We start from the raw sequence: 13,082 nt of genomic DNA, 5'->3' as shown, positions 1-13,082 counted from the left end.
TCGCAAAAACCAGCTGAAGGAGTGACGAACTAGTGAATGGGGTATTTCTGACTCAGGTAATCACCGACCACTGTGCGAATAAAGTCTGGAAAAAGAAACTCAACGGTTCCAGCAATCTCGATCGTCGGGAAAAACGGAATAAACAAGTAGTGATCCACAAGGGTCAACGTGTAGCTTTGAGCAGGATCGACGGGCTCTTGTTTCCACAATACTTGGTGGTTTTTTTCATCAAAGCGGATGCCTTCATAAACCAGTTCGCCAAAAATCTTCCCTCGAAAACCCATCCCCATAATTGGGAAATTGCGCAAAAAGTTGCGATTTTTTTCCATTTCTAAGACCAATCGAATGACATCCGCGCCTTGCAGCGTCACCCGAATCAAATGCATCGGATGGGGTAAAATCGTGTGCAGCTGATCTTGATCAACCCGTCCTTGTGGCAAATCATCTAAGAATAGCCCCGTATTTAAGATGGCGGCATCTGTCTGTCCTTTGGCACATAATGCCAAAAGCGCCTCCCGAACCAAGGAATGTTCACTTTGCCAATCCCTCGTAAACGCTGCTGGAATTTCTGCCACCTGATTTGCCCGCAGCAAGCGATGGCCGATCGATAGATATTCGGCGATCTCTTCCTCATCTTGCGGAAAAGCCACCAACGAATCCGTCGGAATCACACGTGCGCGATGCTTGATTGGGCGATGGTGATCATCTAAGACCACTTCGACTTCGCCAATGTTAAAACCAAACTTGCCAGCTGCCCCAATTTGAACACTATTGATGACTTCGCCCTTTTCAAACAAATGGTGCGTGTGGGAACCTAATATAACATCTAGTTCTGGAAAGTCCCTCGCAATCTGGCGGTCAGCATTGATGCCTAGATGGCTCATCAAGACCAGCAGATCGACCTCGGGGCGCAAATGCTGCACCAATGAAGGCAAAATCTCCAAGGGTTCGCGAATGTCCCAGCCGTTTGGGGCATATGTCAGCGGAAACGGTGCTGTAAAAGCGATCAGGCCGATTTTGGCGCCTTGATTGCTTTCCATGATTTTGTATTCTTGTGCCCACTTTGGCGGACGTAAATCCTGTTTATCAAATAAATTGCCTAAAATGACAGGAAATTCTGCTTGGTCATATAAATGCTGCAAGACCTCTTTGGGATTGCCGACCCCTTCATTGTTCCCAATCGTCACCGCATCGTAATGTCCTTGATTCATCAAGTCGACATTCGCCTTGCCGTCAGTTGCTTCTGTCAAAGGATGCCAGCGATCGACAAAGTCGCCTAAGTCGACTGCGATCACTGTCTCTTCGGTGGTATCCGCTTCTCGTTTTCTTTGATCCAAATAACGCCGCATCTTCGGCCAATGTTCTAGGTGGGAATGCAGATCGTTGGTATGGATAATCGTAATTTTTTCCATTGTGCGCCTCTTTTCAAATACGTCGCCTGAAATCACTATCCATTTCTATTGGCATCAAGGGTTGCCAGTAGAAAGACGACGGAAGTCTCTACAAAATAAGCATAGCATAAAATCTCTGGGAAACCATTGGAATGCTTGGAAAAGAATGGAATAAATAGACAGTCATTTGTCAAAAAGTACCGCCATGTTTTGCTCAATTGTTGGAATGATTTTTTTCCAAGCAAATACGATCCAAAATATATAGCACTAACATACGATCATACAATTATTGAGTAATTCTCGTTTATCGTATATACTGTATATACGATATAAGGAGGAGATGTAAAGTGAGTATTCAAGAACGAAAAATTAGAAAGAGCGGAAATTCAGTTGTTTTAACATTATCGAAAGAATTATTAGAAAAAATAGGAATTCAAGAAAATGATTACGTATTTGTTGATGAAGACAAATTAGCTGCTGCAATCACGAAAAAGTCATTACCTTCTGAGCAGGAACTCGAAATCAATCGTTTAATCGATCAATCTTTTTCTCAATATGAAGAGATGTATAAGGAGCTCGCAAATCATTGACAATCTACTTATCAGAAAAACAAATCATAAAAATGAATGTCGTGCTTATCAAAAGTCAAACACCAAATGAAGAGATCGGCTTGCGTGATCCATCTGGATTAGCCATGGCTGTAAAACAACCGCAACAAATCGTTTTTTCAAAAGAATTATATCCCTCAATGGAGGAAAAAGCTGCAATCCTTCTAATCAACTTAATCAAAAAACATCCCTTTCATAATGCCAATAAACGAACGGCTTTCATGGCAACGGATGTTTTTTTCAAGCTTAACCACTATGAAACTTTTTTCGAACAAAATCAAACGATTGCATTTCTGGTGCACATTGCGAAATATGACGAAAATAAATTTGATACTTTAAAACGATCAACCTCTGACTACCTTCGAAAATACACAAGAAAGTCGTAAAAAAGTAACTAGCTAATCAGCAATTCTTCACCTACAATCAAACAATCGTGATTCACTTTTTACTAGATTGGCTAAAAATTGATCATGAAAATTTATCAAAGAGAAGACTCAACTAAAGACTTTCAGACAATAAAAAAACCTAAGACAGTCTGTCTCAGGGTTGAATGATCATCGATTCAATTAGTACTACTGCTTTCTTCAATAGCAGGCAGTTTTTCAATCAGACACATGGAGAATCCTGCTTAGTGCTGCTTCCTTCCGGATCTGACACGCTTCACAAGACCTCCATTGTCCTAGCCTTTCGGCAAAAATTAGTATAACGTATTTCGCTAGAGATTGCCAGCCTTTTTTTGTTTTTTCTTTTCTCGTAACGCTCGGAAAAAATCTGTTAGCAGCTGGCCGCATGCTTCTTCTAAAATGCCGCCTTCCACATAGGACCAATGGTTGAAGCGCTCATCTTCCAATAAATTCATCAATGTACCAGCAGTGCCGCCTTTGGGATCGTAGGCACCAAAATACACTTCTTCCACCCGTGCCAATAACATCGCCCCACTACACATCGGGCATGGTTCCAAGGTCACAAACAGCTGCGCTTGTTCTAAGCGCCAACTTCCGACAGTGCGACAGGCTTCTTCGATCGCAAACATCTCCGCATGCGCTGCGGCTTGCTGCTGCGTTTCTCGTAGATTGTGCCCACGACCAATGATTTTACCATCCAAGACGACGACAGCACCGATCGGTACTTCTGCCAACCCTTCTGCTTTTCGGGCTTCTTTGATTGCTTCTTCCATAAAGAAGGCTTTTTCCTCGGCAGTCAAGGTACTTGTTTTTTCCACGACTTCACTTTCACTCCTCTACCTCGCACCATTTCGTGCATTTCCTTGTTAGTATAACGAAAAACGCTTAGAAAGACGAGAAAAACTCGCAAAGACCGATGTCCCTGCGAGTTTCAAATGGAATGATTGGCTTAAAAGACGGAATCAACAAAGCTCGTCAACTTGTCTTTGACATGTTCTGTCGAATCTTTGATATTGTCTCCGTAAACAGAGATTTTGTTGCGGCCCTCATTGACTTTTTTCATCACACCTAACAACGAATCCAATTCATTGTCAGACAAGCCGTCTACGACATCTAGCAATTTTTCATTGCCGTTGAATTTGTCATCGACAAATTTCTTTACTTTGTGTCGGTTGCAAGCGAAGCGTACTTTATTGAATACTTTGTCTGATACAACGACGGCAGTAGTGATCCCAGCGATCGCTGCAATGCTTAATCCAATCGTTACTTTTGATGATGTTTTCATATCGATCAGCTCCCTTATTTTGCTACTTCCATCATAGCACGAGGACTGAAATAAAAACACTATTTCGTTTAAATCGCTTTGAATCTTAATCCTTTAGGAAAGAAGTTTTTTACGGTTCCTTGGACTTGTTTTCCAAAACCGACTGGGATCTCATCGACTGTCAAAATCACCCATCCAGCATTTCCTGGCACGCTCAAGGTTTCACCTGCCGCATACTGCTGCCATTGCGGCAAAGTGATCGGCACTGTCGGTGCCCCTTCTTCTGCATGGATCGCCAATGCCAACGCATAACTTGGCTCGATCCGATTCTTCTTAACGACGCCGACGTGCAAACCTGGGCGCATAAACTTGATCCCTTTTAAAGAAGGCATTTCTTCAGGAACGAGCCAGAGGTTTTCTCCTAGCAGCTGTGGCGTCGCATTCAGTGCCTGTAAAAAAGGAAACTCCTTGCGAAAGGCTTGCCACAACTTTTGAGTCGCTGCATCTAATGGGCTCTTGGCTATCGCTCCTTTGCCTTTTTTCTTCTTTTTCACTGGCGCTGCTTCTGCTTGGGAGGTCAATTTCGCAGCGAAATGACCTTCTCCTTGGTTTAAATGCGGCCATAAGCGGATGGTTTTCTCAATCCCAGGTGCAGCTCCCCACTCCCTGCGCCCATGAGATACATTGTCCAAGTCGATCGCTTCGATCGTGAAGGGATACTCCTCCATTAGCCAAGCCATCATCGCTTCGTTTTCTTCTGGGGCAAAGGTGCAGGTGGAATAGATCAGCTGGCCCCCCGGTTTTAGCATCGCAACGGCTTGTGCCAAAATGTCTTTTTGCCGGATCGCACACTGATCAGGTGTTTCTGCTTGCCATTCTTCTAAGGCGACGGGATCTTTACGAAACATTCCTTCACCAGAACATGGGGCGTCCACCACGATCTTGTCAAAAAACTGAGGAAAATGGCGGCTCAATTCTTGCGGTGCCTGATTGGTGACGACTACATTCGGAAAGCCCCAACGCTCCACATTTTCTGATAGAATTTTGGCACGCTTGGGGAAAATCTCATTTGCTACAAGCAGCCCTTTTCCTTGTAATTGGCTTGCCAGCTGCGTTGTTTTGCCCCCTGGCGCCGCACATAAATCTAAGATCCGCTCCCCTGGTTGAGCGGCTGCGATCGTTGCTACGATCATCGCACTAGGTTCTTGGCTGTAGACATAGCCAGCTTGATGGAGCAGCGAACGGCCTTTGACTTCGCCAATATAAGCAGCTTCTGCATAGGGGGCAGGTACAGCGACTGGTCCATATTTTGCCAGCATCGCTTGTGCGTGCGGCTTAGCAACATTCAAGCGAAAGCCTTTGACTGGCTGATTATCGGTTAAAGCGGTAAAAAAAGCTGGTGCTTCTTCTCCTAGCAACCGTTGGTATTTTTCAATAAATGGTGTTGGTAATTGCATACTTACCCCTCCTCGGCTTTTTTATTCTAGCGACTGAGAAGCAATTATGCAAGAATTCCTTGATCAAATGGCAAAAAAACTGCAGCTGAGTGAAGTGGGCGACTAAATCGCTTCGACTTCTCTTTGCTGCAGACCTTTTTTATTTAAAAATCGCTTTTTTGACACTGCTTTCGATGAATGGCTGAGAGACACGGTTGTCCCAGAATTTGATCAGTGGGCCCACTAAAAAGGCACTGATGAAGGTTCCGATTCCAATAGGTCCGCCTGTGAAGAGCCCAATCAAGGCAAAGGCAACGTCTTGAATCACCCGCACCACTCGATAGTTGGCTTTCGTCTGATCGACGATGGTTGGGGCGATCGCGTCGTAGGGGGCGCTACCCAAATTCGCTGACATATAAAACGAAGCACCGAAGGTAAAGAAGATGATCCCGATCAACAAGAACAAGCCTTGCTGCCACCAGTTATTTGGACCGACGGATAACCAATCAAAAACGTTGGTATAAAAGTCGATGAAAAATCCTGTCAGCACCATATTGATGACCGTCCCGATGCCGATATGGCGACGGCCAAAGATAAAAATCAATACTAGGACAGCGATATTGATCATCAATTGATAGACCCCAAGGGATAACCCTAGCAGCTCGCCGACACCGATATTGGCTGCTGTGTATGGGTCTAGCCCCACTCCGCCAACCCGCAGCAATGCCGCCCCGAATCCTAAAATGGCGACACCAATCAACGCATAAAGCGAGCGTAATCCTGTTTCTTTTTTCATTAAAATTTCCCCTTTTTTCTCATCTGTTCTTTCAAGTATAACGAGAAAAAAGGAAAATGGGAATTTCAACGCTTCACTGGGCTCTTTTTAGGGATACGATCTGGCTTCGTCCATCTCCTTTGCTTCTATTTTGCTTCCATTGAAAAGCCCGCAACAACCATTGCGATTGCGTATCTTGATTTTCGGTTCCTACAGATACGCGTGCCTCGTCCATTACTCGGGCTTCACTGGAACCATCACTTCAAATATCTGCAATTCTTTTTGGGCGGTAAAGACTTCATCTTGCCATAACAATTCCCAAACATCACCATCGATCTTCAACTGATTCTCTTTTAGAAAGGCTTGGATGCGATGGGTAAAAGCAGCAATTTGCTCCTCTCCCTCACTGACAAAGCCAGACACATACGTGCCAGTAGGACGCGTGATGATCAGCTTTTCCGGATAGAGATGCAGCCGATCTTGGGGAATCAAGATCAGTGCCCGATAAGGCGATGCGTGAAAGGTCTGATCCTCTAATGTCGTTCCAACACTTAAAAAGCCGATGGGGTAGCCACTGAAGGCATCTTTATAATCCACTAGCGGATAAAAACGGGCGTACACTTGATAAGCAGATTCTGGATCATCGCCAGCGATCTCTTCGGAAACGATAAACGCCTCTGCTTCGTGGTGCGCTATCGTAAAGGTCTCAAAATCGGCTTTCTGTACTTTTTCATAGCGCTGGATGTAGCGATCGAAGGTTCGTTCCAATTCTTGCAGCGCAGCGATTTTGGCACGAACTTCTCCTCGCCGTTCCACAAGTTCCTTTTGCGTGTATTCAGGGTTGCGGTTTTTCAAAAATTGTCGAATGTCTTGCAAGGGCATGTCTAAAGAACGCAAGAGCAAAATCACGTCTAACTCAAGGCATTGTTCAAAGCCGTAGTAGCGATAGCCGTTTTCACCAATCGAATGCGGTTTGAATAAATCGATCTGATCGTAATAAATCAATGTGCGCCGACTCACGCCAGCATAAGCGGACATCTCACTGATGGTCAATTGTTTTTTCAAAAAAATTTCACTCCTTGCTTGACTGTAACGTAACGTTACAGTTTATTCTACCATAGAACGACATTTTTGGAGGGAAATCATGAAACAATTACAGTTATTTTATAAAGAAGAACGACGCTTCTTTTTCAGTTTATTTCTTTTGATGCTGGTCCAATCCTTCGGCACACTCTTGTTGCCGTATTTTTTGGCAAAAATCATTGATGAAGGGATCTTGAAAGTCGACACGACAGCCATTTGGCACAATGGCTGGTGGATGTTTGCCATTGCCATCGGCACCGTGATCGTCTCTGTAGGCGGTAGTTATTTATCTGCCCACCTTTCAGGAAAATTCGGGCATTTTTTGCGGATGCGCCTTTTCAAAAAAACACAAGAACTCTCTGTATCCGCTGTTGATGGCTATGGTACGCCCACTTTGCTGGCACGTACCACCAGCGACATCAACAACATCCAACAAATTTTGATGATGGCGCTGCAAATGATTTTGCCAGCCCCAATGATCGTCGCAGCTTCGATTTTTCTAACCGGCACCGTCTCTTTACGGATGATTTGGGTCCCAATCGTAGCGATCCTATGTTTTTCAATGATCGCTTATGGGGTGATTCGCAAAGCGATCCCATTATCACAAATCACGCAAAAACTAGTCGATAAAATGATGCGGATCTTACGAGAAACCTTTACTGGCGCTCGGGTGATTCGAGCATTCGACAAAGCTGCTTACGAAAAAGAACGGACAGATCAAACACTGACGGAATATGCGAAAACCATGATCCAAGTCAATCGCCTCTTTGCTGTCTTGAATCCGACGGTCAATTTAGTAATGGGACTCTCGATTTCGACTATCCTTGTCTACGGCGGCTATCAAAGTCTGCAGGGCCGCCTTGCTATTGGTAGTATTACTGCCATCATCGAATACACGATCCTGAGTCTCTGGTTTTTGACTATGGCAGCGATGGTGATCGTGATGGTGCCTAAAGGCTTGACTTCCTTGCAACGGATCACAGAAGTTTTGGAAGAACCAATTGATTTGATCGACGGTGACCAAACCTTAAATAAGACTGCCGTGTCAGAAACGATCGCCGCTTTCAATCACGTGCAGTTTACGTATGAAGGCGCCGAAGAACCTGTCTTAGAAGATATCAGCTTCGAGATCCACCGAGGCAAAACGACAGCGATCGTTGGCGGAACTGGCTCTGGCAAAAGCACCATCGCCAAAGCGCTGTTGCGTTTCAAAGATGTGACTGCTGGTTCGATCACGCTTTTTGGACGCAACATCAAAGAGATCTCACAAGCCGAACTACGGGACCAAATTAGTTATGTCCCGCAAAAAGCGCTCTTGCTTAGCGGCACGATTCAAGAAACCTTGCGTTTCGGCAATCGTCCAGCAACCCATGAGGCGATGGCAAAAGCCGCTGAAGTTGCTCAAGCCAAGTCATTTATTGAAGGCTTGCCTGAAGGTTATGAAAGTCCGGTTGCTCAAAAAGGCAGCAATTTCTCTGGCGGTCAAAAGCAACGACTGAGTATTGCCCGAGCGCTGACAAAGCCAGCAGAAATCTACTTCTTTGACGACAGCTTTTCTGCTTTGGATTATCAAACAGACGCCAATTTGCGGCGTGCATTGAAAGAATACACGAAAGATGCCGCCGTCATTATCGTGGCTCAGCGGGTATCGACCGTCAAAAATGCCGATCAAATCATTGTCTTGGATAACGGCAAAATGGTCGGTAAAGGAACCCACGAAGAATTATTACGCAATTGCCAAACTTATCAAGAGTTTGCCTCATCTCAAGGAATGGGAGGAATGAAGGATGAGTAAACAAACAATGGATACACCAAAAAACATGAAACATACAAGCCGACGCTTGCTGCGTTTGCTGATGGAACAAAAAGCCCGCTTTCTACTGATTATCGCTTCCGCCTTGTTCTTTTCCTTACTAATGTCCATCGCCCCTTTGATCTTGGGGCGTGGACTGGATAATCTGATTGCCTTGTTTCAACAAGAAGGCTGGCAGATCAATGATTTTTGGCAAAGTATTTTAGGTCCAGTCGTCCTTTTAGGGGGAACGTGGCTTTTGATCAGTCTCTTTTCCTTGCTGCAAGAGTATACAATGGCCAGTGTCAGTGAAACCCTGACCTTGACTTTACGCAAACAAATCAGTGACAAATTCAATCGCCTGCCTATCAGTTTTTACGACAAACATCATACTGGCGATATTTTAAGCCGAGTGATTCTCGATTTAGATAAAGTATCTGAAGTCTTGCAAGTCGGTTTGATGCAGTTGATCACCGCAACCATCAGCATTACCTTCGGCTTGATCGCCATGCTTTATCTCAGCCCATTGCTGACGATCGGCGTGGTCCTGATTTTGCTTTTGAGTGCTTTTGTGACTACCGTTCTCGCACGAAAAAACTTGAGCTACTTTACCAAAAACCAAGAAACATTAGGTGCAGTCAGCAGTCGAGCGGAAGAGTTTTATACCGCAAATCCGCTGATCAAATCCTACAACCAGCAAATTGCCGTTGAAGCGGAAATGGCGGAATTGAGCGAAGCCCAATTTAAAGCTTTTCGGAAAGCACAGTTCGTCAGTGCAGCTATCAATCCTTTCGTGCGCTTTATCAATCAAATCGGCTTTATCTTAAGCGCCGTCGTTGGTGGTCTGATGGTGTTGCAAGGGCAATTATCCATTGGTCTTGTACAAGCCTATCTGCAATACATCAACCAAGTGTCTGAACCGATCACGCAAGCTTCTTATATTATGAATACCTTGCAAAGTGCCTTAGCATCTCTCGAACGAATTTTTGAGATCCTTGATTATCCTGAAGAAGAAACAGCGACCCAGCAACTGCCAATTCCACAAACCATCAAAGGAAAAATCGATTTCCAACACGTCTCCTTTGGCTACAGCAAGGAAAAACTCCTGATGGAAAACGTCGAATTTTCCGTCAAACCAAAACAAACGGTTGCGATCGTCGGACCAACAGGCGCTGGAAAAACCACCATGATCAATCTTTTGATGCGCTTTTATCCTTTAAACGGTGGAAAGATTTTGCTGGACGATCAAGACATGATGTCCTTTTCGGCACCGGCAGTACGGAAAAAATTCGGTATGGTGCTGCAGGATACATGGCTGTTCCAAGGAACCATTGCTGAAAATATCGCTTATGGCAATCCCGATGCCACTCGGGAAGACATCTTGGCTGCCGCGAAAGCCGCCCAATGCGACCACTTTGTGCGGACCCTGCCCAACGGTTACGATACCGTCATTGGTTCCGAAAGCGAACTGTCACAAGGACAACAACAATTATTGACGATCGCTCGGGCGATTTTAGCAGACCCAACGATCCTGATCCTTGATGAAGCCACCTCCAGTGTCGACACGCGGACGGAACAAATGATCCAAACGGCGATGGATCGTTTGACCCAAGGACGGACCAGCTTTATCATCGCCCATCGTCTTTCTACCATCAAAAACGCTGACTTGATCTTAGTGATGAAAGACGGCTCCGTCGTCGAAAAAGGCTCCCACACAGAACTACTGGCACAAGATTCCCTTTACGCCCAACTATATAACAGCCAGTTTGCAACAGCTTGATGAAAAAGCCGAACCACCAACCAATGACTTTATAAACTGTCGAGGTTGTGGGTCGGCTTTTTTCTTTTTCCGTAAAAATCTGTGAGCACCAAGGCTAACTACTATTACCTTCAATTGCTTCTCTTTTACTCAACTTTTTTTAGTGCTGCTTGGATAAGCGGTACTTTTCCTGGTTCTTTTTTTATGATTGCCATTAATTTTCCTGAAAAAAGTTTTTTCTCTTGGCAATTATACCCGTCTAGATCTGCGGGATCGCCATTAGCAAGTCCGAGGATTGTTCCATTTTTTACCAAAACCGCTACAAGTTCGTCTGCAGTTGGCACCTCGATCCCTTCTGAATCGATTCCTTGGATCTCAAATAGAGAGTAGTCCGCTCCACAGAATCGTTCTTTAACTGTGACAGAATCAGTCGGACCGCTTGTTTTTCGAGTTGCTTCAATTGTTTGTTCCTCTTTGACACCAATGGCTTTTAAACAACCTGGTTCATAAGGAATACGCCAAGATAGGCCATCTTTATCATTTTTTTCTTTCCAAAACTCTTCCCGTTCAGAAACAACTCAACAGTATGACAATTAGAAAAAATCCTCACCTCCGTAACCCCTTGGTCAATTGTTAACCCTTCTTTGTTCCAGTGAGGAAACACATGAACCATTGGTGTTTCAGTCCACCTTGATTGATAATAATAAAAAGAATCCTTTTCAAATCCGACCGTATCTGTAATTCCAAATTGAGAACTGATCCCAGGCCATCGAAACGGTGCTGGCTCACCGTAGTAATCCATAAATGTCCACAAGAAGACACCTCCCATATAGGCATGTTCTTCTAAGTAACGCAGTACTTCTGTCGGTTTAGCCGTACCACCGGTTCCTGGCTCTTCAGGCTTTCGTTTCCCAGGTAAGACCATAGAATAAAGAGAACCAAAGTTTGAAGTATGACATTTTTCGCTGTTATCTTGATAGACCCCTCTTGTCGAAAAGTAAGAAGCACTTTCCGTACTAAGATATGAAAATAGCGGATACTTTTCCTTTACAGCAACTAAACCTGTCCCATTTACAGCAGCCTCAGGATAATTGACCCCGTTCACATCAAAAATACGCATATAAGAAGCATCCACCTGACCAGCAGGATTAAGTAATTCCGCTGAAACAATAAGACTTTGCGAAGTATGGGTTCGGATCACAGCTGCTAATTTTTGTGCCATTCGGTAAGCAAGCGGCGTATGACCAATCACCTCTTCATTACAAAGGGACCAAAAACAAAGAGAAGGATGATTACGTGTTTGCTTCACCATTTTTGCCAGCTCATTTGTCCGCCACTCACTAGATTCCAAGATGCGGTTCTCGTTCATAACGATGATACCTAACTCATCACATAATTCAAGGAGGTCTTTAGAAGCAAAGTGATGTGCACTGCGATAGGCGTTTACCCCCATTTCTTTCATTTTCAACAGCTTATACCGTAAAATATCTTTTGGTAATGCGACACCTAGACCACCAAAATCTTGATGCTCACAGACCCCTCTTAATTCTTTACGTTCCCCATTAAGCAGAAAACCTTTCGTAGTATATGCGACTGTCCTAATACCAAAAAAAAGCTGATAGTCATCGATTTGGTTCTCGCCATCAAATAGTTGAAAAGTAGCTTGGTATAGATGTGGATTCTCGAGAGACCATAGCTGAGGCGCGCAGATTTTTTGACAATAACTCCATTCTGTTGTCTCCAAAGGATCTACGTTACACTCATGGATATTTTGTTGATCAGCCACCAGACTTTTGATCGTTATCTTTTGTTTTTTCTCAAAATGATGGTTAGCAAGACCAATGGTGATTTTAAGGAGCGCTTCCTGCTGGTTTATTTCAGTTGTTTCGATAAACGATGCTTCTGCCACAATCTGAAGCTTTGGTTTTATTTCTAAATATACATCCTTATATATACCTGCTCCCTCATACCACCAGCCTTCCGCGCCTTTCGTCGTATCCACTTTGATCAACACCACATTCACTCCCTCTGAGCCGATGCGTATCAGTTCAGAGACATCAAAAGAAAAATCAGAGTATCCACTGTAATGATCACCTAGAAATACACCATTAAACCAGACAGATGCCATACGCATGACGCCCATAAAGTGGAGAGTCACTTGCTTTTCGTTCACTTCATCTGGAGTTAACGCAAAAGTCTTACGGTAATAGGCAATGCCGTCTGGCTTTGATCCACTCATCAGTAAATCGGGATCATTAACATACGGAAGTTCATTTTTCCAATCATGAGGGAGATCAACAGATACCCAATCTTCGTCAAGTTCACTTTCCAAAGCAGTGTTCGCCAACATTCTCAAGCCTTTTTCACGATCACCTTGAGCAATCAGCCGTAGAAAATGTTCTCCACCAGCACCTATCAAAACAGTATCCCCCGCTTCATTTTCAAGCGGAGCTGCCAAGCCACCGATAGCTGCGGCTTTTCTGACTGTTTTCATTGGCTCTTCTATCTCATCTAAGTGAAATTGCCAGCCATCATTCAGTAATCGATTTTGTCTCATTTTTTCTCCTCCT

12 protein-coding genes and 1 other RNA gene are annotated in these 13,082 nt (G+C 44.3%); 4 read left to right on the top strand and 9 right to left on the bottom strand.

Annotation, left to right across the window (positions count from 1 at the left end; all coding sequences use genetic code 11):
• Positions 1-29 precede the first annotated feature (29 nt).
• A complete protein-coding gene (locus tag IGJ44_RS02840; RefSeq protein WP_167827369.1) occupies positions 30-1,412 on the bottom strand; it encodes a bifunctional metallophosphatase/5'-nucleotidase in 1,383 nt (460 codons plus the stop codon).
• Positions 1,413-1,738: 326 nt separating this feature from the next.
• Between IGJ44_RS02840 and IGJ44_RS02835 the strand changes: the two genes are divergently transcribed.
• Positions 1,739-1,981 (top strand): addiction module antitoxin, encoded by a 243-nt coding sequence (locus tag IGJ44_RS02835; protein ID WP_005227642.1) that lies wholly within the window; start codon positions 1,739-1,741, stop codon positions 1,979-1,981.
• Positions 1,978-2,385, top strand: coding sequence for a type II toxin-antitoxin system death-on-curing family toxin (locus tag IGJ44_RS02830; protein ID WP_005227640.1), 408 nt, complete (start codon positions 1,978-1,980; stop codon positions 2,383-2,385). Before IGJ44_RS02835 ends, IGJ44_RS02830 begins: the two co-directional genes overlap by 4 nt.
• 213 nt (positions 2,386-2,598) lie before the next feature.
• Here the strand turns inward: IGJ44_RS02830 and ffs are convergent.
• The 6 genes from ffs to IGJ44_RS02800 all read right to left on the bottom strand — a co-directional run bounded on the left by ffs (position 2,599) and on the right by IGJ44_RS02800 (position 6,916).
• Positions 2,599-2,685: signal recognition particle sRNA small type (gene ffs, locus IGJ44_RS02825), an RNA gene on the bottom strand.
• A gap of 29 nt (positions 2,686-2,714) precedes the next feature.
• Positions 2,715-3,221, bottom strand: a complete 507-nt coding sequence (gene tadA / locus IGJ44_RS02820) for a tRNA adenosine(34) deaminase TadA (protein WP_015509027.1) — start codon at positions 3,219-3,221, stop codon at positions 2,715-2,717.
• Between the two features lie 131 nt (positions 3,222-3,352).
• The gene (locus IGJ44_RS02815; protein ID WP_005227636.1) at positions 3,353-3,688 is read right to left on the bottom strand and encodes a hypothetical protein; all 336 of its coding nucleotides are present in this window, start codon (positions 3,686-3,688) and stop codon (positions 3,353-3,355) included.
• Between the two features lie 68 nt (positions 3,689-3,756).
• Positions 3,757-5,124 (bottom strand): RsmB/NOP family class I SAM-dependent RNA methyltransferase, encoded by a 1,368-nt coding sequence (locus IGJ44_RS02810; RefSeq protein WP_430606081.1) that lies wholly within the window; start codon positions 5,122-5,124, stop codon positions 3,757-3,759.
• Positions 5,125-5,263: 139 nt separating this feature from the next.
• Positions 5,264-5,899: a YczE/YyaS/YitT family protein gene (locus IGJ44_RS02805; RefSeq protein ID WP_010748831.1), complete on the bottom strand. Its 636-nt coding sequence runs from the start codon at positions 5,897-5,899 to the stop codon at positions 5,264-5,266.
• 213 nt (positions 5,900-6,112) lie between these two features.
• Positions 6,113-6,916: a MerR family transcriptional regulator gene (locus tag IGJ44_RS02800; RefSeq protein ID WP_167827372.1), complete on the bottom strand. Its 804-nt coding sequence runs from the start codon at positions 6,914-6,916 to the stop codon at positions 6,113-6,115.
• A 106-nt stretch (positions 6,917-7,022) separates the two neighbouring features.
• On the opposite strand from IGJ44_RS02800, the gene IGJ44_RS02795 reads away from it, so the two are divergent.
• A complete protein-coding gene (locus IGJ44_RS02795) occupies positions 7,023-8,756 on the top strand; it encodes an ABC transporter ATP-binding protein (RefSeq protein ID WP_430606080.1) in 1,734 nt (577 codons plus the stop codon).
• Positions 8,749-10,533, top strand: coding sequence for an ABC transporter ATP-binding protein (locus IGJ44_RS02790; RefSeq protein ID WP_430606079.1), 1,785 nt, complete (start codon positions 8,749-8,751; stop codon positions 10,531-10,533). The genes IGJ44_RS02795 and IGJ44_RS02790 overlap by 8 nt, the downstream gene beginning before the upstream one ends.
• A 125-nt stretch (positions 10,534-10,658) precedes the next feature.
• Here the strand turns inward: IGJ44_RS02790 and IGJ44_RS02785 are convergent, their stop codons facing one another.
• Positions 10,659-10,856, bottom strand: a complete 198-nt coding sequence (locus tag IGJ44_RS02785; RefSeq protein ID WP_254777467.1) for a hypothetical protein — start codon at positions 10,854-10,856, stop codon at positions 10,659-10,661.
• 146 nt (positions 10,857-11,002) lie between these two features.
• On the bottom strand, positions 11,003-13,069 hold the full coding sequence (locus IGJ44_RS02780) for a glycoside hydrolase family 2 TIM barrel-domain containing protein (RefSeq protein ID WP_240934957.1): 2,067 nt from the start codon (positions 13,067-13,069) through the stop codon (positions 11,003-11,005).
• Positions 13,070-13,082 lie beyond the last annotated feature (13 nt).

The organism is Enterococcus sp. DIV1368d (genome assembly GCF_050542975.1).
Classification (GTDB): domain Bacteria; phylum Bacillota; class Bacilli; order Lactobacillales; family Enterococcaceae; genus Enterococcus_D; species Enterococcus_D casseliflavus.
Note: the sequence above shows the minus strand (reverse complement) of the source record. Positions and strands in the feature narration are given on the sequence as shown.

Coding starts and splice junctions, on each gene's coding strand:
- IGJ44_RS02840 (WP_167827369.1), bottom strand. CDS start 1,412: ATGGAAAAAATTACGATTATCCATACCAACGATCTGCATTCCCACCTA.
- IGJ44_RS02815 (WP_005227636.1), bottom strand. CDS start 3,688: ATGAAAACATCATCAAAAGTAACGATTGGATTAAGCATTGCAGCGATC.
- IGJ44_RS02810 (WP_430606081.1), bottom strand. CDS start 5,124: ATGCAATTACCAACACCATTTATTGAAAAATACCAACGGTTGCTAGGA.
- IGJ44_RS02805 (WP_010748831.1), bottom strand. CDS start 5,899: ATGAAAAAAGAAACAGGATTACGCTCGCTTTATGCGTTGATTGGTGTC.
- IGJ44_RS02800 (WP_167827372.1), bottom strand. CDS start 6,916: ATGTCCGCTTATGCTGGCGTGAGTCGGCGCACATTGATTTATTACGAT.
- IGJ44_RS02795 (WP_430606080.1), top strand. CDS start 7,023: ATGAAACAATTACAGTTATTTTATAAAGAAGAACGACGCTTCTTTTTC.
- IGJ44_RS02790 (WP_430606079.1), top strand. CDS start 8,749: ATGAGTAAACAAACAATGGATACACCAAAAAACATGAAACATACAAGC.
- IGJ44_RS02780 (WP_240934957.1), bottom strand. CDS start 13,069: ATGAGACAAAATCGATTACTGAATGATGGCTGGCAATTTCACTTAGAT.